The sequence below is a fragment of the Blautia luti genome (genome assembly GCF_013304735.1).
Taxonomy (GTDB): Bacteria; Bacillota; Clostridia; order Lachnospirales; family Lachnospiraceae; genus Blautia_A.
Genome location: NZ_JAAITI010000007.1, coordinates 125513 through 145749, shown reverse-complemented (window position 1 = coordinate 145749; position 20237 = coordinate 125513). Strand labels below are relative to the sequence as shown.

Here is a 20237-nt window from a genome sequence, read left to right as displayed (position 1 = left end):
AGGAACAGGAAGAACTGCGGAAAAAAGAAGAACGCAAGGACAGGCTTCATCAGAACTATTTGAAGCGGAAAGCCAGCGGCGCACAAAAACGGTATGAGGACAAAATCAAGACGAAGAAAAAAGCGGCAATGGACGCTAAGAAAGCCCTGATCCGGGCTGAGAATATGAAAAAAGGTGTTTTTTCTACTGTCGGTCAGCTGCCGAAAGAAGAACCGCGCAAAGGCAGCATAGCAGCCAGCGCAGCAGTCTAATCATCACGAAGCAAAGGAGAATGAAAATGAGTAAGTTGACTTACATTCGTTGTGGAGATTATGATATACCCAACCTAAAACTTTCTGAACAGCCGGAAACTTCTATCGGCAAGTACGGCAGGATGCGAAAATCCTACCTAAAGAAACATCGCCCCATTCTCTACAACCAACTGCTGATGAGCGAGAAGCTGTATCCACACCTGTTAGAGATTGAGCGGACAGCACAGGGGCGTGTGGAAACCATGTTGCCTCACATGATGGAAGTTGCGGGTGCCACAGAGGAACTGAAAGCCCGCAACCCCATGCGCTGGGCGGGGCTGATGAACACGCTGAAAGCGCAGGTGGAGGAAGTGTTGTTGCAGGAATTAGTTTATATCTGATTTTGGGCATAGATGAAGCCGGGATTTTGCAAGCCAGCAAGCAATCCCGGCTTTATCTTATATATTTTCCAGTTTTTTTGACCGCCGGTATTCCAATGGCGATAGGCCGAATTGTTTTTTGAAAACTGATGCAAATTTGCTTTGATTCATATAGCCGACCAACTCTGCTATTTCTGCAACGGACAATCTTGTAAGAGTCAGTAACTCTGCAGCTTTTTTCATTCGGACTTCCCGTAGATAGATGGAAATATTTTGACCAAAAACGCCACGAAAATAGTTTTTTAAGCTGGTTTCGCTGACAGAAAACTGAGCTGCCAATTCCCATGCAGGATGATGTTGCCGCAAATCGGAAGTGATAATTTTTTCAACACGTTTTGCTATATCTACCTGTGTTTCAGTAAAAAATGTGCAGGCTTGCGATGGGGGGATATTGTTAAGATTTTGTAGTAATGAAAATAGAGCCAGAACATAGATCTTCATTTGAGAAATCGAAAACGGAGGCGCAATATCAAAAAGTTCCCAGAGCTTAATCAATATTTCTTCAACTTCAGGAGTAACTGCTGAGATATAAGTGTTATCGTTTGGGCAAAAAAGTTCAATGATTTTAGGGATGTCTATGCCAAACTCTTTTTGTATCCATGTACTCTCTGTTGCCAGTGTATTAGTATCAACAAAAAGCTCCATTCCCTCATAGATACGGCGAGGATAGACATATTGCTTTTGGGCAAAACACTCCGTGAGAGAAATATCTCCATCTTTCACATATACAAAGTTTCCGTTATTCAAGATAATCTCGCAACGACCAGTCACGCAATAGTTTAGGAGCAAAGGCCCTTTTTTAATGAAACTATCTTCACCCAAATTTGGAGCTGCCCATGTCGGAGAATTTATAAAAATATACGCAATAGTAAGTCCGGGGAAAAGTTGAAAAAATGTCATAGACCCTTTTCCTTCCTTAGTTTTCATAAGTAGTTCTGCGTTGAACTCGCTACGTTTTATTGAAACGCCGGGAATTTCAATACATTTTCTAATAATATCATCAATCTTCATTTTTAACTCCTGTCGATTTGTCTGGCTTATTGCCCTTGATTTTAATCATATTATAGAATTGTAAGCGAAGTCAGTCAATAAAAAAACTCATTGCTGTTTGGAGCTAAAAAGATGATTGGTTGTAGAGAGCTACTGCTAACTATGGTATCTTATAGAGAGGTTAGAAAACGCTAACCAGCAAATGAATGGAGGTATTCGTTATGAGTAACAAGTTACAAGCAAAAGACCTGATTAACCTCGGCCTGTTCACCGTTCTCTACTTTGTGATTGGCTGCTGTGTCGCCATTCCCGTCGGCTTTGTACCTATCTTTTTGCCGATCCTCGGAGCATTGTGGTCTTTGATTACCGGCATCCCGTTCATGCTGTTCCTGACCAGAGTTAAAAAATTCGGCATGGTTACAATTATGGGAATTTTAAGCGGCCTGCTGATGGGGCTGACTGGCATGGGATTTTGGGGCGTACCGATGGGCGTGATTTTTGGGCTGCTGGGAGATCTGATCTTGAAATCCGGCGGTTATAAAAGCGCCAAGAAGAGCCTGATCGGGTATGCGGTGTTCAGCCTTTGGATGGTTGGTACATATATCCCCATGTATTTCATGGTTGAGGATTCCTGGGCCAGTTTTGCGGCCAGCTTTGGTGAGGAATACGCTGACAGGGTAATGGCTGTTATGCCTATGTGGAGCATTATTCTGGTAATCGCCGGAATCTTCATTTTTGCGATCCTGGGCGGACTTTTAGGTAAGGCGCTTCTGAAAAAGCATTTTGCTAAAGCGGGCATTGTGTGATGAACGGGCTATCATTTTCAGCAACAACCGAAAAAAGAAAAGGAATCCTGCTTGATCCCCGGACAAAGCTCATTCTGCTGCTGACGATTACAACACTGATGTTCAGTACCAGTAACGAAGGAATTATGAACATCGTCAAGCCGTGTCTAAGCCTTGTCCCCTTTGCTCTGATTTTGTCGGAACGCCGTTTCAAAACAGCAGGAAAATATCTGGTGCTATATGCGGTTTGCTTTATACTGGAACGGATTGCCCTTACGAGTTTGAGCGGATTACTCTCGTTCATCGTGCTGGCAGTGACATCTATCATGACGCGGTTTGCGCCCGGCATTATGACAGGTGCCTATCTGATCTCATCCACTTCGATCAGTGAGTTTATCGGCGCAATGGAGCGTATGCACATCACGGAAAAAATCGTGATTCCAATGTCTGTCATTTTTCGCTTTTTCCCAACCATCAGCGAAGAATATCAGGCCATCCGGGATGCAATGAAAATGCGGGGCATACGATTCGGCGGGAAAAATCCTTTCCTGATGTTGGAATATCGCCTTGTTCCTTTGATGGTGTCCGTTGTGAAGATTGGTGATGAACTTTCTGCTGCTGCGTTGACACGGGGGCTTGGAGCCCCCGTTAAACGTACAAACGTGTGCCAGATCGGTTTCCATGTTCAAGATTTGATTGCGATTCTGTTTTGCGTTATCTGTTTTGCCTTGTTTTTGTTTCAGCAGCAGATTTCTTTTTGACGGGAGGGGGTGAACCTATGATACGGATTGACCATGTGACCTTCTCTTATGGAGAAGAAAACGAGAACGCTGGTGGAGTCCATGATATAAATCTGACCGTAGAGGACGGTCAATGCGTCGTACTTTGCGGCGAAAGCGGCAGTGGAAAAACGACAATTACCAGGCTGATCAACGGTCTGATTCCCCATTACTATGAAGGAAAAATGAATGGAGAAGTGTGGGTAAATGGGGCAAAGGTTTCGGAACAGCCCCTTTATGATACCGCGAAAACGGTTGGCAGCGTGTTTCAAAACCCCCGCTCACAATTTTTCAATGTGGACACAACCAGCGAAATCACATTCGGGTGTGAAAATCTCGGCCAGCCGGAGCAAAGTATTCGGGAACGATTAGATAAGACCATCCGGGATTTCCGCCTGGAGAAATTGATGGGACGCAATATCTTTCATCTCTCCGGCGGGGAAAAGCAAAAAATTGCCTGTGCCGGGGTATCCATCATGGAGCCGGATGTGCTGGTTATGGATGAGCCGTCATCCAACCTGGATGCTTCCTCTATCCTGGATCTGAGAGCAATACTTGCGTTTTGGAAGTCGCAGGGGAAAACAATTATAGTGTCAGAGCATCGGCTCTACTATCTGCGCGGTCTTGCGGATCGTTTTATCTATATTACCGGCGGAAAGGTGGAAAAAGATTACTCCGCAGCGGAGTTTGAGAGCCTGACGGAGCAACAGAGAGCCAAGTTGGGGCTGCGTACCTTTATTCTTGAAGATTTGTTGCCGCCGAAAGCATTGCCCCAGGCCGGTCAGCAAATGGAACTTCGCAATTTCTGCTTTGCCTACAAAAACGAACCGGAAACGCTGCACATCCGGGAAAGTAAAATCCCCGCAAATCGTATTGTCGGGATCATCGGGAATAATGGAGCTGGAAAGTCCACCTTCTCCCGGTGTTTCTGCGGCCTTGAAAAGCGCTGCGGTGAGGTGATCTGGAACGGCAGAACTTATCGGCCTAAAGACAGACTAAATACCTGCTACATGGTGATGCAGGAAGTCAATCACCAGCTTTTCACGGAAACTGTGCTGGATGAAGTCCTGATCAGTATGGAGGAGGAAAATCAGGAGTGGGCTGAGGAAATCCTTGCCGAGTTAGATTTGACAGATTTCAAAGACAGACACCCTATGTCCCTCTCCGGCGGTCAGAAACAGCGGGTAGCGATTGCCTCAGCAATCGCGTCTAAACGCTCTATTTTATTTTTTGATGAACCGACCAGCGGCCTTGATTATAAGCACATGAAAGAGGTTGCAAATGTCCTGCGACAAGTCAGGAACACGGGTATTACCGTGTATGTCATTACTCATGACCTTGAGTTGATATTAGACTGTTGTACGGATATTGTCCATTTTGAAGATGGTTCTATCATCGACCAATTTCCAATGGATGCGGATGGACTTGAAAAAATTAGAAACTATTTCATAAAGGGGGTATCTGTAAAGTGAAAGAAGAAAAGAAGGAGTCACCCATAGGCGTCTTATGGGGATGGGGCAAACCTTATCATGGAAAATTCATCGGCAGTATTATTCTTGCGGTATTAGGCGTGGCCTGCCAGATGGTGCCCTATTTCTGCGTGGCGCATATTGTCACAATGATGTTGTCTGGGGAACAGAATTTTTCCCGCTATGTGACCGCTGGTATTATTGCACTGTGCGGCTACTTTGGGAAGGTGCTGTTTTCCTGTCTTTCTACAACGATTTCCCACACAGCAACCTATTACACGCTGCGCGATCTGCGGGAGAACATTACCGAGAAACTTGCCCGTGTGCCAATGGGAACGATTTTGGATACGCCCTCTGGACAGTATAAAACGACGATTGTTGACCGGGTGGAGGGAATGGAGCCGACCTTTGCACACCTGATCCCGGAAATGACCGCAAATGTGCTGGTTCCCATTGTGATTGTCGTGTACCTGCTTATTCTGGACTGGCGTATGGCGCTTTTGTCCCTTGTCACTCTCGTGGTGGGCCTTGCGGTTATGTCCGCCGGTATGAAAAACTATCCCGTCAAGTGGGAGGGCGCAGTCAAGGCGGGCAAGCAGATGGCAGACGCCATCGTGGAATATATCGGAGGCATTGAGGTGGTGAAAGCGTTCAGCCAATCCGCCGGTTCCTACAAAAAATATTCTGACTCGGTGAATTATAACGCCAACTACTATGTGGACTGGATGCGGGAAAACCAGAAAACCATGAGCGCCTACAACGCCATCCTGCCCTCAGTGCTGATTTGCGTGCTGCCCTGCGGCTTCGCGTTCTGGCTCTCCGGCAGTCTGGAGCTTTCCACCTTCCTGTCCATTGTGATTTTCTCGCTGGGGCTGATCGGGCCGATTATTGCGGCCTTTACCTTTACGGACGATTTGGCCGTACTGGGGACAAATGTGGAAGAAATCAGCCAGCTTCTGAACGCCGAAGAACTGAACCATAAAGAAACGCCGATCAAGCTGGAAGATACCGGCATTTCTCTTAGGTCTGTGTCGTTTTCCTATGACGGGACAACAGAGGTTTTGCATGATGTGAATCTCACCATCCACCCCGGAACCATGACCGCCCTTGTAGGTCCGTCCGGCTCCGGCAAGTCTACGGTGGCGAAGCTGATTGCCGGGTATTGGGATGTTACATCCGGTAGCATTACCCTCGGCGGCCATGAGCTGAAGGATATACCGCTGTCTGAAATTGCAGATCAGATTTCCTATGTGTCCCAGGACAATTACCTGTTTAACCGCAGTATCCGGGAGAATATTCGCATGGGAAGGCCCGATGCTACGGACGCAGAGGTGGAACAGGCCGCCAAACAAAGCGGCTGCGACGCCTTTATCCGCAAGCTGGACAATGGCTATGATACGGTTGTCGGCAGCGCCGGTTCCCACCTTTCTGGCGGGGAGCGCCAGCGGATCGCCATCGCCCGCGCCATGCTGAAAAATGCGCCGGTTGTCATTTTGGACGAGGCAACAGCCTACATCGACCCCGAAAATGAGGCGCTGGTACAGAAAGCCATTTCCGCTTTGACTGTCGGCAAGACCCTGATTGTGATCGCACACCGGCTGTCTACCATTGTTGGCGCGGACAACATTGTTGTGGTGAAGGATGGAACCATCCAAGCACAGGGTACGCATGAGAAGCTGCTGGAAACCTGCCCTCTCTACCGGGATATGTGGCAGGCGCATATCGGTGCGAAAGACCAGATGTAAGGGGGTGTTGTCAGATGTATGGAACATTGAAAAAAATTTTTGCTTTTGCAGGCAGTAAAAAGGGACTTCTGAAAAAATCCCTGTTATTTTCATTCCTGTCCGGGCTGTTTTCAGCCATGCAGTTTGCCGCCCTCTTTGTGGTGATCGGCGCGCTGGTATCTGACGACCGGAACGGAAAGTTTATCTGGCTTTCGCTGGGGATTATGGCCGTTTCCCTTCTTGGGCGTATCATTACGACCTATTTCTCCACGATGGAGCAGACAGAAACCGGCTATTGCATGGTAGCGGAAAAGCGTATCCACATCGGAGATCGGCTGCGCTATATCCCGATGGGATACTTCAACAAGAATAGTATCGGGAACATTACCGCCATTGTCACAACGACTTTGGGCGATGTGGAGAACTCGGCAGCCCGTGTCCTGGTGTCGGTGCTGGGCGGATTTTTTAACTCGGTTGCCCTTGTCATCGTCCTGCTGATATTCGACTGGCGGATTGGGCTTGTAGCCGCTGCCGGTGTCCTGATTTACCTTGCGGCGGCGGAACTGGCGCTTCGCAAATCTGCCGCGCTCAGCGGGGTACGCCAGCACACACAGGAGTCCCTTGTGGAGTCCGTATTGGAGTACATTCAGGGTATGGGGATTGTCAAAGCATTTGGACTGGAACGGGACAGCACGCAGTCTATCGGCAGTGCAATTAAGGCGAGCTGCCGGGATAACCTGAAATTGACAAAGGCCAGCGTTCCCTATGACGCTATCAAACAGGCCGTTATTCGGGTGTTCAGCGCCCTGCTACTTTTGGCCTCAGTCTGGTTCTGGCTGGACGGCTCCTTGCCGCTGGCCTACGGCCTGATTTTGGTGATTGCTTCTTTCATGGTGTTCAACGATTTGGAGAACGCCGGGAATATGGCCTCTCTGCTGCAAATGCTGGCGGCCTCGATGGATACGGCAAACTCTATTGATGACACGCCGGCGATGGACGAAAAAGGCGCTGACATTACGCCGAAGTCCAGCGAGATCGTGTTTGACAAGGTGGATTTTTCCTACGCTGACCGCAAGATATTGGATCAGGTCAGCTTCACCATTCCCGAAAAAACAACTACGGCCATTGTCGGCCCTTCCGGGGCAGGTAAGACAACGATGTGCAACCTGATTGCCCGTTTTTGGGATGTGAACGCTGGGAAGATTACCATTGGCGGTACGGATATACGGGATTTCAAGCTGGACAGCCTGATGAAGAATATCTCGATGGTGTTCCAGAGCGTATACCTCTTTGCAGATACGATTGAGAACAATATCAAGTTTGGCTGCCCAGACGCCACCCATGAGCAGGTGGTTGAAGCGGCGAAAAAGGCTTGCTGTCATGACTTTATTTCTGCCCTACCGGATGGCTATGACACCGTGATTGGCGAGGGCGGCGGCACTTTGTCCGGAGGCGAGAAACAGCGGATTTCTATCGCCCGCGCCATGCTGAAGGACGCACCTATCATCATTTTGGACGAGGCAACAAGCAGCGTTGACCCAGAGAATGAGGATGAATTGCAGCGAGCTATCGAGGCATTGACCCATGACAAGACCATCATCATGATTGCCCACCGGCTGAAAACCGTCCGCAACGCCGATCAGATCCTTGTACTGGACAACGCTCATATCGTCCAGCGCGGCACTCATGCGGAGCTGATCCAGCAAAAGGGCCTGTATGCCGATTTTGTATCGGCCAGACAGGAGGCCATCGGCTGGAAGCTGGCTCAGTAAAGGAGGTTCAGATGAAACTTCATGCGTCCGGGGAGGACTACCTGGAAACCATCCTTGTTCTCCAAAAGAAACTCGGTATGGTGCGCTCCGTAGATGTAGCCCGGCATATGGAGGTGTCAAAACCCAGCGTGTGCCATGCAGTGGCTACCTTGCGGGACGGCGGCTTTCTCACTATGGACGAAGATCACTTTCTCCATCTGACCGATGTAGGCCGCGAGGTTGCCGAAAAAATCTTCGAGCGACACTGCTTCTTTACCGAGCAGCTTATCACCGCAGGCGTTGACCCCAGGACTGCGGAGACTGACGCCTGCCGGATTGAACACATCATCAGCGATGAGAGCTTTTCACGGCTGAAAGAGGCAGCCGAACAGGAACAAACCTAAACCAAATAAGACAAGCGATCCTGCCCCGCAAGACGGGGAAAGAAAAAAACCGTTACAGGGCAGGCAGCTTCGTGCGCCCATAATGGATTTTCAAGGACTGCGGCGGTTTTGAGTAACATCAAGGCCGCCGTTCCTTATACCCTCGACAAAGGAGTGACGACTACACGCTGACACGGCGGCTTTAGGAGGGGACAGCATAGGAAGCAGCCGCAGCGATTGGATTTTCCATTTATAGAACGGAAGAGATGGCAGAACTTATCTCCTATATGCGCCAGTACAATGAAAGTGCATTGGAAGGCGAAGACCTTCGCTTTTACGGTTTTGATATGCAGAGGATTTCTTACAGCATGAGGTTTTTGGAAGAAGTCTGCAAAGAACTGGAATGACCCTGAGCGGTAATCATGTATAAAGACGGTGGCTCATACGAGTCGCCGTCTCTATACATGGGCCATGTCGTCGAGCGTTGTGCAGATCGTTCCACAGGAAGATTATTGCAGATATCATATGTCGTTCATGTTGTGTTAATTCCTGCTTTTTTTTGTAATCAATCCATCCGTGCAATATGAAACAAAAAGGGTATCAGAACGCAGCATTTGAATGCTTCGCTCTGATGCCCTTTTACGATATAGTTTCTTTTACCGCGGCAACAGCGATTACCGGTTACCGGAATTCCAGCGTCTCTTTCTGAAACACTGCACTCCTTTTGATTAGCGTTTTTTTCTCAGCACCTCTTGCAAACCAGAAAGAAGCACGGTATAATATGACCAAAAGAACCAAAGTGGTCATGTTTAGGGGGGACGTGGGATTGGCTTTTACCGATTACGAGACTGAGCAGCTCCGCAAGGCGTTGCTGAAGGAAACGAGGCGCTGCGCCGTCACGCTGGGGATGAAAAAAACCTCCGTGGATCAGCTGACGAAGGCGGTCGGCATTGCGAAGGGCTCGTTCTATAAATTCTACGAATCCAAGGAAATGCTTTTCTTCGCGGTTTTGGAGAACATTCACTCCGAGCTTTACGGAGTGGCTGACCGCGCGCTGCGTGAATCTGACGGCTTGCCGCCGTCGGAACGTGCGGCAAAGGCTGTTCTTGCCGTTTGTCAGCGGCTGTCCGATACCGGTGATATGATTTTCATCGAAAACGATGCGAAGCTGCTTTTGGAAAGGCTGCCGGAGGATGTGAAAAGCATCCATTACCACGACGGCGAGACGCACATCCGTCAGCTGTTGGAGAAGCACGACCTTGTGCCAAAACACGGTGCACCCTTGGCTGCCGCCACAGTGCGCGGACTGATTCTGACCGTCTCACACAAGGAGCAAATAGGAGGACTGTACCCGCAGGTGCTGGAAACGTTAGTGTACGGCGCTTGCAGGGAGTTATTTAAATAAGCGGAAGGCCGCAGAGATGCGGCTTTTCCAAGACACGATAGTTAGCTACATCTAACCGAAAGACGTGTACACATAGGTTAGGTGCATCTAACGACTGGAGGGATGACAGCGATGCGAAAACACAAGAACTTCTGGGACAAAAATGCCGATCGTTACGACCGCTTTATGCGAAAGGATCGGGCGGCGTATGAAAAGATGTATGCGCTGATCCAGCCGGTTGTAAAAGCCAAGACGGTGCTGGAGCTTGCTACCGGCACGGGATTGATCGCAAAACACATCGTGAACGCGGCGGCACACATCGAGGCGACGGACGCCTCCCCGGAGATGATTGCCGAGGCGAAGCGGGATAATCAATCTGCAAAGCTGCACTTTTCCGTGCAGGATATGTTCTGCCTGCCCTATGCGGACAAGTCCTTTGATGTGGTGATCGTGTCCAACGCACTGCACATCGTGCCGCAGCCGGAGAAAGCCCTTGCCGAGATTCATCGGGTGCTGAAAGAGGACGGCGTGCTCATCGCGCCCACCTTCACTCATGCGGGAAACTCTTTTTCCGGCAGGGTGAGAGCGTTTTTTATGAAGCTGGCGGGCTTTCCGCTCCACAGCAAGTGGACGAGCGAGGAATACCTGCACTTCCTGCGGCAAAACGGCTGGACGGTGCGGAAAAGCGTCGTGCTGAAAGCATCCTTTCCATTAACTTATACCGAATGTGTGAAATCGGAGGTGTGATATGTCATTTTTTGAAAACACCCGCAACCCCGTGGGGCTTGGCGGAAAGCTCATGGTCGTCATGATGAATCTCGGTCACAGCCCCGTGGCACGGTGGGGGCTTCAATTTCTGAATGCCGCGCCGGACGCCAAGGTGCTGGACTGCGGCTGCGGCGGAGGGGCGAACATCAAGAGACTTCTGAAAAAATGCCCGGAGGGTATTGTCAAGGGCATTGACTATTCCCCCGTCAGTATGGAGAAATCCAAAAAGGTCAACGAGGCCGCCATAGCGGAGGGTCGCTGCACCGTCCTACAAGGCAGCGTGGCGGATATGATCTTTGCAGGCGACTGGTTCGATGCGGTAACGGCCTTTGAAACCGTCTATTTCTGGCCCGATCTGCCGCAGTGCTTCCGGGAGGTTTACCGGGTGCTGAAGCCCGGCGGGACATTACTCATCTGCAACGAAAGCAACGGCGATACAGACAAGGACAAGAAGTGGACGGAGATCATCGGCGGCATGACCATCTACAAAGATATTGAATTAAAGGCGTATCTGGAGCAGGCAGGCTTTCACGATGTGCAGATACACAAAAAGAAAAGTTGGCTCTGCATCACGGCGCGGAAATGAGGGGGCTAAATCATGAGTATCTTTGCATCTATCTTACGCAGCGTATACAAGCTCTCCGGCGCGAAAAAGGCGTTCGCCTTGCCGGAGGATGCACTGCGAAAGGAAATTGAAAAGCAGAACCGGCATCGTGGCGTTTTTACGCCCACCGACCGCAAGGCATATTATGAAACGATCGCGGTAAACGGCTTTCCCTGCCTGATCGTGCGAGAGCATCCGAAGCCGTCCGAGCGCGCGATTCTCTATTTCTTTGGCGGTGGCATTGTGATCGGCCCCGATAAGGGCGACCTGCCTGTGATGCGCAAGCTCTGCCGCGAGACCGGCTGTGATGTGTGGTTTCCGTTTTACCCGCTCTGCATGGAACATTGTATTACCGAGACCTATGCGATGGTGTACGAATGTTACCGCAGAATGGTCGGCTTGTATGGCGGCGGAAATGTCAGCACCTGTGGTTTTTCCTCTGGCGGTGCGCTGGCCCTGGGGATCGCGGCGCACAACAACGCGCAGCCTGAGCCGCTGCCGCAGCCACGGCATATCGTCGCCGTATCTCCCGGCGAAGTGCCGTGGAACGATGGCGAAAAATCGCGGATGAAGGCATTGAACGAAAGAGATGTTTCCATCGACTATGCCTTTATGGTGACGGTGGAAAAATTCATGCGGCATGGTTGCGAGAATGTGCCGGACTATATGCTCTCCGGCTCCCGGGGAGATTTTACCGGCGTGGGTGATATCCACTTCTTCTATTCTGCCGACGAGGTGCTCTACGGCGCATTGCCGGACTTTGAGGAAGCCTGCAAACGGGCAAATGTCCTCTATACGGTGTCCGCCCGCCCGAAGATGGTGCATTGCTACTGTATGCTGCCGATCTTCAAAGAGGCAAAGGAGGACTTTGCTAAAATCGTGGACATTTTGAAAAAATGAGATTGGAAACGGTCGTGTGATGATTGAAACACGGAGGAAGAACCATGGAACGAAAAGAAGCCATTCGCGGTGCGTACCGAATGACGGGTGGAAACAGTTTTTATGATGGCATGATCACCTGCTCTACTCTGAGCGGGAAAGCGGTGTGCCGCTTGGTGTGGGCAATGAACAAGGTGGAAAACGACGCCTATCTGGAAAAGGCAATGTCCGGTATTCCGGAGCATTTCTCCGGCAAACTGCTGGAAGTGCCGGTGGGAACAGGGATTTTGACCATGCCGGTTTATCAGACTATGCCGGAGGCGGACATTACCTGTCTCGATTATTCGCCCGATATGATGAGGCAGGCACGGGAAAAGGCTGACCGCCTGCACCTGAAAAATGTAACCTTCCGGCAGGGAGATGTGGGAGCACTCTCCTATGCAGACGACACCTTCGACATCGTTTTGTCGTTGAACGGCTTTCACGCTTTTCCGGACAAGGAGGCCGCTTATCGGGAGGTTTTTCGGGTCTTGAGACCCGGCGGGACATTCTGCGGCTGCTTTTATGTGAAGGGCGAGCATAAGCGGACGGATTGGTTTGTCCGGCATGTTTATAAAAAGATAGGGTTTTTCACGCCGCCCTATGAGACGGTTTCCAGTCTGAAAGCACGGCTGGATGGAATGTATACGGATGTGGACATGGGAAACCTGAAAAGCATGGCATGGTTTGTCTGCCGAAAAGCGGGTTAAATCTGAGATGGTCTCATGCACGCAAGAAAGAACAAGGAGGGAGGCAATTAGATGAAGGACAACGAGCTTCTGTTCGACCGCAAAAGCCATGTGCTGTATTCAAAGCCTTGCAAGAAAGAAATCCTGGCGAAAATCGCCCTGCACTATCCGGAAGCAGAGCGGGAGACAGTATGGGAAAAGGTGCAGCGGCAGTACGCGGTCTTTCTCTCCGACTGGCGCACCGACTTGGGCGGCAAAAAGAACTTCCACAACGGCGTAGGCGGCACCTACGACTGCATCGCCATCCTGAGCTATTATGTGGTCTGCAAAGCCGCTACTTCATTCCGTGAAATTGAAGAGATGGAGGAAAATCTGATCCTGCCGACCTTCCGCAAGCTGAAATTCGTGGACTGCAACAAGCCGTTCTGGAGGAAGCTGATGTACAAGGCGTTTGTTCGTGCGAAAAGCGGCTGCGACAAATGGCACGATTACGAGATGTCGGTTGCGCCTTATGAGACCGACAAGCCTATTTATTATGAATTTACGGCGTGTCCGGCGGCGGAGTTTGCCATCCGGCACGGCCTTATGGATATTATGCCCGCCCTGTGCAATGTGGACTATGCGTCCATGGAACTGCTCCATGCCAAGCTGGTGCGGACGACCACCTGCGTGGACGGCTGCCGATGCGACTACACCATCTGCGGCGATAAAAACCCGTACTTGAAGGGACATCCCGAATACCGGGATGAGGCGGGCTTCAGGAGGAATCGGTAATGCTTTTACAGGTGATTTTGGAAGGCATCGGGCTGGGCGTTCTGCTCATTTTGGTTTGCGCCATCGGTATCCGCAAGGGCGCGGTGGGCATGGTGCATCTTTACAGCCAGGAGGTGCAGGAGCGGTGCGTAACGCTGGGACTTACAACACACGCGAAACTCAAGCGAAATGCTTTGATTTTCAAAGCTGTCTGCGTCCACGGCTACATCGCCTATGTGCTGGTCTGCGTCTATGCGCTCAACGGCGCAAAGGGCTTCGTTCAGGGCTTTTGGCAGCTGCTGGTCATACTGTCCGTTATGAATCTCATAGACCGATTTTGGGTTGACGGCTATTGGGTAGGACATACGAACGCATGGGAAATTCCAGGAACGGAAGACCTGAAACCCTACATTACAGCCAAGGATAAGGGCAAAAAGTGGCTGTTCGGCACAATTGGTATGGCAGTCATTTCGGCAGCACTGGCGGCGATTATGATGCTTTTTATGAAAATATGAGGTGATAGAAATGCTGTTTCAAACATATGGCGACAGGAGGAATCCTGCCGTGCTGTTCTTTCACGCTATGGGCGTGACGGGAGAAAGCAGCGAACCGGTTGCGAACTACTTACAGGATAGGTATTTCTGTATTCTGCCTACCTCCACCGTTTACTGCAAAGGGCAGAAATATGTCAGCAAGCTGGACGAAATACGGCAGGTGGAGGGCTTTCTGCATCGACAGGGCGTGGAGCGGCTGGCGATGGTGGTCGCTTCTTCCATCGGTGCAGACCTTGCCATGGCATTTTTGACAAACACGAAGCTGCCCGTTGGGCACGTTTTCTTTGATGGCGGGCAATTTGCGCAAATCGGAAAAGGTATGCGCCGCATTATGATACCGTTTCTGTATTTCGCTATCAAGAGCCTGTACTGGTCGAAGGGCGGCACACTGAAAAAGATTCTGTGGTGTGACGACGATTCCATAAAGCCGTATTTTATCGCCGCAGGGGAAAATCTGACCTATACAAATTTGCGGCGGCAGATTTCGGACAGCCTGGAGGATAAACCCTTTCCGTCCCTTCCCGAAGAACTGCAAAGGCATATCTATTTCGAGTTTGGCAGCATAGAAGATCATTTCAAATACCGTCAGGCAGTGATGGAAGCCTATCCCTGCGGCCATTATCCCGTGTTTGAGGGATACGAGCATATGCAATATCAGATACGCGATTCAAAGGAGTTCGCCGAAATGCTGGCACACATCGCCGAGCGTGACTGTATGCCGGAACTGCCATTTATCAGAAAGTGAGTGATACCCATGAAATATAAAATCGAGAAAAACACCGTACAGGAGACGCTGATCATTCCGCTGTATGCGCGGAAGGTCTGCTCAGAACTATACCCGAATCTTTACCGGGACGAAACAACGGTTCGCCTGATTGACGAGATCAACTACGATTTTTCTGAGGCAGAGAAAAAATCCCGCAGCCTGATGCAGCGTTTCGGCTCGCTGGAGGTGGCTATGCGGCAGAATGACCTTGCCTTCGAGGTGCGGGATTATCTGAAATCTCACCCCAATGCGGCGGTGGTCAATCTGGGCTGCGGGCTGGACTGTACCGGCAGAACTTGCGACAACGGCAGCTGCAAAATCTACAATTTGGATTTTCCCGATGTCATCACCGTGCGCAACGAGCTTTTACCCGCCGGGGAGAGGGAGAAAAATATCCCCTGCGACCTGAACGACACGGCATGGTTTTCTGAAATCGACGCTTCGGGCGGCGCGGTATTCTTTGCCTCCGGCGTGTTCTATTACTTCCTGACCGAGCAGGTTAAGACATTGGTGCGGGCCATGGCGGATGCCTTCCCCGGCGGCGTGCTGGTATTTGACGCAGCCAACCGGACAGCGGTGAAGATGATCGCAAAAACATGGCTCAAAAGCGCGCAAATCAAGGATGTTGGCGCGTATTTCGCGGTTTCCGACGCTCCCCAAGAGATCGGTGCATGGGATAGCCGTTTGCGGGTCTCGAGCCGCGGCTATATGCTGGGCTACACCGATTTGAAAGACCCATCCGTCAGCGGATTTTTCCGTTTTCTCGCCAGGGTCGGTGACGGAATGATGAAGATGCAGATTGTAAAGATCAGATTTGGAGGCAAGCAATGAAAATTCTGGTATATGGTGCAGGTGTTTTAGGGTGCAATCTGGCAAGGAATCTGTTTCACGCCGGAAAGGATGTGACCCTGCTTGCCCGGGGAAACTGGGCAGAGGAAATCAGGAAGAACGGACTGCGGATCAAGGATCAATAATTCTCCCTCCGCACATCGGTCAGCAATATTCCTGTGGTGACGGAACTGGCACCGAATGTCCGGTACGATGTGATATTTGTCGTTCTGCGATATACGCAGCTGGATTCTGCTCTGGAAACCTTGCGGGCGAATCAGACGAAAAATATTGTTTTTGTGGGTAACAATGTGCAGGCAAGAGCGCTGGCGGCGGCACTGCCGGAGAAAAATGTCTTGTTTGCCTTTGCGCTCTCTGCCGGGCATGAAACATAAGGTAAAGATTACAATACTTAGTGCTTTAGGAGTTTTGCTTGTAGGATCATCGGTGGCTTATGCATACTCACAAAAAGGCACTCTGATCTCACAGAAAACGGAGGAGCTGCCTGACGGAAATATTTATGTTGAAGAATTATATGAAATAGACCAGTAAGACAGAAAAAGCGGGGATGGCGTATTGATACGACATCCCCCTTTACATGGCGAGAGTTGTTAATTTCTTTAGAAATAAGTTAAACAAACTGAAGTGGAATATGCATTATATAAGCAAAAATGTTTTTTTCGAAGAACGAATAATGTTAAACTCAATTCGCCATTCAGTGTCGTCTGATACTGGTTTGAAGTGTAAAGCGGAACAAGCAACATGGAGATTTGCCTGATTGCTGTCGCTATACAGGATTACAGTTGGCTCATCTGCACCACCGATAATGTCAATACAGGCAATATCGTTTTGCATTTCCGGTGTAAAGGAGTCTGTTACAGGTACAACTTCTAAAGGTTTATCGCTATCTGCACAATCATGAATCGAAATGTCATTGTCTGGTTTAGGAGAAAGTGTATAGCTCATAGAGATAAAATGTGTGGGATACAACCAACGGTCAGAGCCCACGTGGTTTTGAGAAAGCGTCTGCTGTTCCAATTTTTGTACAGTTAATGCATATTCTGTTTCACTGACCGGATGGGAGAAAGTGAACTGGTCACCAGGAGCGTGTATCTTAAAATGCGGCCCAGGTACACGGAATGGTTGTTGCTCCAAAGCGAAAGAGATTTTATTGCAGGACGGCGTTTATCTGGCCACAGAAATGCCGCCCTAAAAATCATCCATCCATAGGAGATATCCAATTCGTAGTGTTTCACCGCCCATTTTGCTTCCAGTTCATTGTTTGTTTCGTCCGATAAGCAGGGATTAAAGACCGCCGAACAGCTGTGAGAGGCCTGCATTGTTTTTCCATTTAATTTTAAACAAGGAATAATATCAAGGCAAAGAGGGTTGTCTAAATCTATTTGCAGTTGTTGTTCTTGCGTAAAATTTAAACAAGAGTCATTTTCGGGGCTTAAATCCCACTTTTTCATAAATTCGCGAATATCTTCTGCCGGAGTACACATACAAAAATCCAAGACAAGACCTTTGTTGCAAGAATACACCGCAGGAATAATCCAATGATGCCCAGCCCATTCGAATTGCTTATTTAATCGAAGTTCTGTTCCGGCATGGCCTTTTCCTGAAGGCTCCCAGAAGTTTCCGTCAAAATAAACCTTCCATTCAGGGATGGTCGCTTCTACAGTTGGGTTCATATCCATATTATGTGTATTATCTTTGAGGCACTTTGCTCCCACAGAGGAAAGGTCAATTACGCTTTGCAAAAATTTCTGAAATATTCTGTTCATAATGTTCTCCATAATTCTGATTTTCTGAGTTACTTCAATTATGATTAATGATATCATAAAAATGTTTTGCTTTATATTTTTATTTGTTCTCTTCATTTTGTGTTCCGAAAGGAAATTTTCTACTCATACTATATATCGTAAAAAATTCCGGATGGTAACAAAAACTTTAAAATTCTTTTAAAGTCAAAAAAGAAGTCCACTATTCAGACAATGGATTTTTTACGTTGATGATTTGTCAAATATATATTACAGGAGAGATCAGCATATTATAAGGATTTATCGGCATGCTGGACATGAAAATAGAAGAAAAGTAAAGATGGTAAGTGCACTCAAAAAATGATGCAGCAACAAGATATGGTGTTTCGTTTACTGTATTTTATTGACGAATTCAATATATTGTGTTACCATATAAATGGATTATTTTTTATGCATGGTTTGCCACGCAGCAAAGTTTTTTGTTCCGGATATGCTGTTCCGGGAGCAACATTTAGGCGAAGGCCTTTTATCAATAGGAAGACATCAAAAATCAAAAGAAGATTTTTGGTGTCTTTTTTTGTTGTCCAAAAACGAAATGTGAAGTGTGCAAAAAAACAGGAAGGGAGGAAATGTAAAATAATCCACAAAAGATGAACAGGAAAATCAAAAAAGGAGGCAGAATATGGGACAGGCTATATGCATTCGAAAAGATGAAAAACCATTGGGATATGACTGGGAATGTGGACATGAGGAATTATATGTCAGAGTGAATATGTACTACAACGGATCCCTGTATATCGGATTATGGCAAGAGCAAAAGGAATGTGAGGAAAAGCTGGAATTATTCGGAGATCTTACAATTGGAGTTATGGGATTCCTAAGGCCAGGGCAGGCAATAATCTCGGATTGCGGAGCAAAAGCAAAGGTTGCGTTTATTGAAAAGTATAAACTCGGAAAAGTTATAGGTAAGAGGAAAATCAATTATGGCAGCTATTATGTCGTAGAGTTTAATCTTGCACGACTTGCACAGCTCGATCCAGAAGGTACGGAAAGATATCTGCTCGAAAATGGTCTTGATCAAAAAGAATTTAAAGCAGATTAGAGTAAAGATGTACATTTAAAAACCAGGCAATAAAGGTGGTGCGGCATGAAAGACGACGAATATAAGGGATATTACTGTCTGCTGATTGCAATCCTGTGCAATTTGAATGCAGCGGAAGCCAGCACAATGTACGAATACGGACCAGATCATCCGCTTTGCCGGAAAATACTGAAAAAGAAAGTTCGGAAACCGTCCATAAAAAAGCTCAAGGAATCAGAAATGGCAGCGGCTATGAAGGCTCTTCTTGATCAGGGATACAGCCAGGATGCAGTATCGGAAGCATTTCAGTGTTTTCCATCTACGGTCAGGCGCAGAGTAAGAAAATTAACAGAAAGGAAGGAAACGAATGACAGATCAGAAATTGATTGCAGGAATATTTAATGATTTTTTAGGACTTTATACGGGTAAAATTCAGACCGGTATCCGTCCTTTGATTGAAAAATATAAAAACCATCCCATGCTGATGGGACTCCTCTCCAATTTGGATGAAGCGGCAAAGATTCAGGCACCGAAAGCCATGAAAGAAATTTATTCTTTCTATAAAGAATATCGTGGCAGGGATCTGGAAGATGCTGACTGGAAGGAACTGACGGAAAAAGCCCGTCAGATCTGTGCAGGATGGGAGGAAAATGAATGGGTTCGCCGTATTGTACTGGAAATGATCAGCCTTTTGGATTCTGATGATGCAGAGAGACGCAGGATTGCATTGGAAGTAGAAAAAGAAATGGAAGCGGCTGAACAGAAAATGAATGCGGCATAAAAAGCAGGCAGAGGCAGGAGATTTTTTCTTCTGCCTCATGTTTTTATCAGGAAAGAAGGGACCGATTATGTTAAATGAGATCATAAAAACTGCAGAAGAATTAAATACAGCAGCATTGTATTACCGCCAGAGCGGGAATATGGATGGTGTGCGGGAACTTGCCAAAGCACATGCAGTTTCCAAAAAACAGACAGAGGAATTTATTCAGGGCAGCCGCTACCGGCTGGTTGATATACCGATTGAGGAAAGAAAGTTTGCGAATGCGTCTGAAAAACTGCGTGCAGAAATGTTTGCCTTAAAGGATGCAGGCTTTGCAGACATTATAGGACAGTATCTTGTAAATCTTGCCAAAACGGATTCTGCTTTAGATGCACAGGTGTTAAAAAAACATAAGATGCTTCAGAGATGTTTGGATTACGTGACGCAAAAAGCCTATAACATTGCACTGGAGGGAGCGAAAAAAAAGGGAGAGAACGGCATTCGAGCTAATACAGGCCTGGCACTCTCCGGCGACCAGGTTTTTCCCTGGGTACTTGAATATTATGCGAAAGATGATGAAAAAGAAATAGCAGAAAAAGAGCAGGAAGAAAAGAAAAAGATTCAAAAGGAATGGGATTCGGTAAATAAGAGAACGAAAACAATACCGAAAAACCCGGGGACAAAGAAAGATTCCGAGGTGCATCCCAAAGAAGCAGCGGAGCAGGAAGAAAAGTATATCAGCAAGAAAAAATCAAAAGATTCCGGGCAGATGTCCTTGTTTGACATGATGCAGTCGAAAGAGAGTTAAAGGAGAAGGA

General features: G+C 48.2%; 26 protein-coding genes and 1 pseudogene. 24 read left to right on the top strand and 3 right to left on the bottom strand.

What is annotated here, in order from left to right; translation table 11 throughout:
* Both G5B06_RS06140 and G5B06_RS06135 read left to right on the top strand, forming a co-directional pair.
* A pseudogene (locus tag G5B06_RS06140) lies at positions 1-251 on the top strand (DNA recombinase); the annotation flags it as partial.
* Between the two features lie 26 nt (positions 252-277).
* A complete protein-coding gene (locus G5B06_RS06135) occupies positions 278-631 on the top strand; it encodes a TnpV protein (RefSeq protein WP_148446868.1) in 354 nt (117 codons plus the stop codon).
* 57 nt (positions 632-688) lie between these two features.
* On the opposite strand, the gene G5B06_RS06130 is transcribed toward G5B06_RS06135, so the two are convergent.
* Positions 689-1681: an AraC family transcriptional regulator gene (locus G5B06_RS06130; RefSeq protein WP_148446870.1), complete on the bottom strand. Its 993-nt coding sequence runs from the start codon at positions 1679-1681 to the stop codon at positions 689-691.
* A 200-nt stretch (positions 1682-1881) separates the two neighbouring features.
* Between G5B06_RS06130 and G5B06_RS06125 the strand changes: the two genes are divergently transcribed.
* The 18 genes from G5B06_RS06125 to G5B06_RS18955 all read left to right on the top strand — a co-directional run bounded on the left by G5B06_RS06125 (position 1882) and on the right by G5B06_RS18955 (position 16210).
* Positions 1882-2466, top strand: coding sequence for an MptD family putative ECF transporter S component (locus tag G5B06_RS06125; protein WP_015524597.1), 585 nt, complete (start codon positions 1882-1884; stop codon positions 2464-2466).
* Positions 2466-3206 (top strand): energy-coupling factor transporter transmembrane component T, encoded by a 741-nt coding sequence (locus G5B06_RS06120; RefSeq protein WP_015524598.1) that lies wholly within the window; start codon positions 2466-2468, stop codon positions 3204-3206. The genes G5B06_RS06125 and G5B06_RS06120 overlap by 1 nt, the downstream gene beginning before the upstream one ends.
* A gap of 17 nt (positions 3207-3223) precedes the next feature.
* Positions 3224-4696, top strand: a complete 1473-nt coding sequence (locus G5B06_RS06115) for an ABC transporter ATP-binding protein (RefSeq protein ID WP_148446873.1) — start codon at positions 3224-3226, stop codon at positions 4694-4696.
* Positions 4693-6438: an ABC transporter ATP-binding protein gene (locus G5B06_RS06110; RefSeq protein ID WP_173771561.1), complete on the top strand. Its 1746-nt coding sequence runs from the start codon at positions 4693-4695 to the stop codon at positions 6436-6438. Before G5B06_RS06115 ends, G5B06_RS06110 begins: the two co-directional genes overlap by 4 nt.
* A gap of 14 nt (positions 6439-6452) precedes the next feature.
* The gene (locus G5B06_RS06105; RefSeq protein WP_154780642.1) at positions 6453-8189 is read left to right on the top strand and encodes an ABC transporter ATP-binding protein; all 1737 of its coding nucleotides are present in this window, start codon (positions 6453-6455) and stop codon (positions 8187-8189) included.
* 11 nt (positions 8190-8200) lie between these two features.
* Positions 8201-8572, top strand: coding sequence for a metal-dependent transcriptional regulator (locus tag G5B06_RS06100; RefSeq protein ID WP_148446880.1), 372 nt, complete (start codon positions 8201-8203; stop codon positions 8570-8572).
* A gap of 215 nt (positions 8573-8787) precedes the next feature.
* Positions 8788-8958: an erythromycin esterase family protein gene (locus G5B06_RS06095; protein WP_330384949.1), complete on the top strand. Its 171-nt coding sequence runs from the start codon at positions 8788-8790 to the stop codon at positions 8956-8958.
* A 419-nt stretch (positions 8959-9377) separates the two neighbouring features.
* Positions 9378-9956: a TetR/AcrR family transcriptional regulator gene (locus G5B06_RS06090; RefSeq protein WP_148446882.1), complete on the top strand. Its 579-nt coding sequence runs from the start codon at positions 9378-9380 to the stop codon at positions 9954-9956.
* Between the two features lie 111 nt (positions 9957-10067).
* The gene (locus G5B06_RS06085; protein ID WP_148446884.1) at positions 10068-10682 is read left to right on the top strand and encodes a class I SAM-dependent methyltransferase; all 615 of its coding nucleotides are present in this window, start codon (positions 10068-10070) and stop codon (positions 10680-10682) included.
* Position 10683: 1 nt separating this feature from the next.
* The gene (locus G5B06_RS06080; protein ID WP_173771559.1) at positions 10684-11289 is read left to right on the top strand and encodes a class I SAM-dependent methyltransferase; all 606 of its coding nucleotides are present in this window, start codon (positions 10684-10686) and stop codon (positions 11287-11289) included.
* Positions 11290-11301: 12 nt separating this feature from the next.
* Positions 11302-12207, top strand: a complete 906-nt coding sequence (locus G5B06_RS06075) for an alpha/beta hydrolase (protein WP_173771557.1) — start codon at positions 11302-11304, stop codon at positions 12205-12207.
* A gap of 44 nt (positions 12208-12251) precedes the next feature.
* Positions 12252-12935 (top strand): class I SAM-dependent methyltransferase, encoded by a 684-nt coding sequence (locus tag G5B06_RS06070; protein ID WP_148446888.1) that lies wholly within the window; start codon positions 12252-12254, stop codon positions 12933-12935.
* Between the two features lie 51 nt (positions 12936-12986).
* Entirely contained in the window at positions 12987-13688 is a 702-nt protein-coding gene (locus G5B06_RS06065) for an L-2-amino-thiazoline-4-carboxylic acid hydrolase (RefSeq protein WP_118046639.1), read from the top strand.
* The gene (locus G5B06_RS06060) at positions 13688-14182 is read left to right on the top strand and encodes a hypothetical protein (protein WP_173771555.1); all 495 of its coding nucleotides are present in this window, start codon (positions 13688-13690) and stop codon (positions 14180-14182) included. Before G5B06_RS06065 ends, G5B06_RS06060 begins: the two co-directional genes overlap by 1 nt.
* Positions 14183-14192: 10 nt before the next feature.
* Entirely contained in the window at positions 14193-14966 is a 774-nt protein-coding gene (locus tag G5B06_RS06055; protein ID WP_154780639.1) for an alpha/beta fold hydrolase, read from the top strand.
* 9 nt (positions 14967-14975) lie between these two features.
* Complete coding sequence (locus G5B06_RS06050) at positions 14976-15818, top strand: class I SAM-dependent methyltransferase (protein WP_154780638.1); 843 nt, start codon at positions 14976-14978, stop codon at positions 15816-15818.
* Positions 15815-15961: a ketopantoate reductase family protein gene (locus tag G5B06_RS18960; protein ID WP_226845139.1), complete on the top strand. Its 147-nt coding sequence runs from the start codon at positions 15815-15817 to the stop codon at positions 15959-15961. The genes G5B06_RS06050 and G5B06_RS18960 overlap by 4 nt, the downstream gene beginning before the upstream one ends.
* A gap of 33 nt (positions 15962-15994) precedes the next feature.
* Entirely contained in the window at positions 15995-16210 is a 216-nt protein-coding gene (locus G5B06_RS18955; RefSeq protein WP_226845141.1) for a hypothetical protein, read from the top strand.
* Between the two features lie 262 nt (positions 16211-16472).
* On the opposite strand, the gene G5B06_RS06040 is transcribed toward G5B06_RS18955, so the two are convergent.
* Entirely contained in the window at positions 16473-16853 is a 381-nt protein-coding gene (locus G5B06_RS06040) for a hypothetical protein (protein ID WP_173771553.1), read from the bottom strand.
* An 11-nt stretch (positions 16854-16864) separates the two neighbouring features.
* Entirely contained in the window at positions 16865-17602 is a 738-nt protein-coding gene (locus tag G5B06_RS06035) for a hypothetical protein (RefSeq protein WP_173771551.1), read from the bottom strand.
* A gap of 658 nt (positions 17603-18260) precedes the next feature.
* On the opposite strand from G5B06_RS06035, the gene G5B06_RS06030 reads away from it, so the two are divergent.
* The 4 genes from G5B06_RS06030 (at position 18261) to G5B06_RS06015 (ending at position 20227) form a co-directional block, all read left to right on the top strand.
* Positions 18261-18680: a DUF4313 domain-containing protein gene (locus tag G5B06_RS06030; protein ID WP_148446896.1), complete on the top strand. Its 420-nt coding sequence runs from the start codon at positions 18261-18263 to the stop codon at positions 18678-18680.
* Between the two features lie 45 nt (positions 18681-18725).
* Entirely contained in the window at positions 18726-19061 is a 336-nt protein-coding gene (locus tag G5B06_RS06025; RefSeq protein ID WP_005422925.1) for a hypothetical protein, read from the top strand.
* Positions 19027-19440 carry a hypothetical protein gene (locus G5B06_RS06020; protein WP_005422924.1) on the top strand — a complete coding sequence of 138 codons (414 nt, stop codon included), beginning with the start codon at positions 19027-19029 and terminating at the stop codon, positions 19438-19440. The genes G5B06_RS06025 and G5B06_RS06020 overlap by 35 nt, the downstream gene beginning before the upstream one ends.
* 67 nt (positions 19441-19507) lie before the next feature.
* The gene (locus G5B06_RS06015; protein WP_173771549.1) at positions 19508-20227 is read left to right on the top strand and encodes a Cas9 inhibitor AcrIIA9 family protein; all 720 of its coding nucleotides are present in this window, start codon (positions 19508-19510) and stop codon (positions 20225-20227) included.
* Positions 20228-20237 lie beyond the last annotated feature (10 nt).

Bases quoted from the DNA above. Each gene is read 5' to 3' on its own strand.
- G5B06_RS06050 (WP_154780638.1), top strand. From the start codon at position 14,976: ATGAAATATAAAATCGAGAAAAACACCGTACAGGAGACGCTGATCATT.
- G5B06_RS06035 (WP_173771551.1), bottom strand. From the start codon at position 17,602: ATGAACAGAATATTTCAGAAATTTTTGCAAAGCGTAATTGACCTTTCC.
- G5B06_RS06115 (WP_148446873.1), top strand. From the start codon at position 3,224: ATGATACGGATTGACCATGTGACCTTCTCTTATGGAGAAGAAAACGAG.
- G5B06_RS06080 (WP_173771559.1), top strand. From the start codon at position 10,684: ATGTCATTTTTTGAAAACACCCGCAACCCCGTGGGGCTTGGCGGAAAG.
- G5B06_RS06075 (WP_173771557.1), top strand. From the start codon at position 11,302: ATGAGTATCTTTGCATCTATCTTACGCAGCGTATACAAGCTCTCCGGC.
- G5B06_RS06135 (WP_148446868.1), top strand. From the start codon at position 278: ATGAGTAAGTTGACTTACATTCGTTGTGGAGATTATGATATACCCAAC.
- G5B06_RS06060 (WP_173771555.1), top strand. From the start codon at position 13,688: ATGCTTTTACAGGTGATTTTGGAAGGCATCGGGCTGGGCGTTCTGCTC.
- G5B06_RS06020 (WP_005422924.1), top strand. From the start codon at position 19,027: ATGACAGATCAGAAATTGATTGCAGGAATATTTAATGATTTTTTAGGA.
- G5B06_RS06100 (WP_148446880.1), top strand. From the start codon at position 8,201: ATGAAACTTCATGCGTCCGGGGAGGACTACCTGGAAACCATCCTTGTT.
- G5B06_RS06085 (WP_148446884.1), top strand. From the start codon at position 10,068: ATGCGAAAACACAAGAACTTCTGGGACAAAAATGCCGATCGTTACGAC.
- G5B06_RS06055 (WP_154780639.1), top strand. From the start codon at position 14,193: ATGCTGTTTCAAACATATGGCGACAGGAGGAATCCTGCCGTGCTGTTC.
- G5B06_RS06070 (WP_148446888.1), top strand. From the start codon at position 12,252: ATGGAACGAAAAGAAGCCATTCGCGGTGCGTACCGAATGACGGGTGGA.
- G5B06_RS06065 (WP_118046639.1), top strand. From the start codon at position 12,987: ATGAAGGACAACGAGCTTCTGTTCGACCGCAAAAGCCATGTGCTGTAT.
- G5B06_RS06015 (WP_173771549.1), top strand. From the start codon at position 19,508: ATGTTAAATGAGATCATAAAAACTGCAGAAGAATTAAATACAGCAGCA.
- G5B06_RS06130 (WP_148446870.1), bottom strand. From the start codon at position 1,681: ATGAAGATTGATGATATTATTAGAAAATGTATTGAAATTCCCGGCGTT.
- G5B06_RS06105 (WP_154780642.1), top strand. From the start codon at position 6,453: ATGTATGGAACATTGAAAAAAATTTTTGCTTTTGCAGGCAGTAAAAAG.
- G5B06_RS18960 (WP_226845139.1), top strand. From the start codon at position 15,815: ATGAAAATTCTGGTATATGGTGCAGGTGTTTTAGGGTGCAATCTGGCA.
- G5B06_RS06125 (WP_015524597.1), top strand. From the start codon at position 1,882: ATGAGTAACAAGTTACAAGCAAAAGACCTGATTAACCTCGGCCTGTTC.
- G5B06_RS06030 (WP_148446896.1), top strand. From the start codon at position 18,261: ATGGGACAGGCTATATGCATTCGAAAAGATGAAAAACCATTGGGATAT.
- G5B06_RS06120 (WP_015524598.1), top strand. From the start codon at position 2,466: ATGAACGGGCTATCATTTTCAGCAACAACCGAAAAAAGAAAAGGAATC.
- G5B06_RS06025 (WP_005422925.1), top strand. From the start codon at position 18,726: ATGAAAGACGACGAATATAAGGGATATTACTGTCTGCTGATTGCAATC.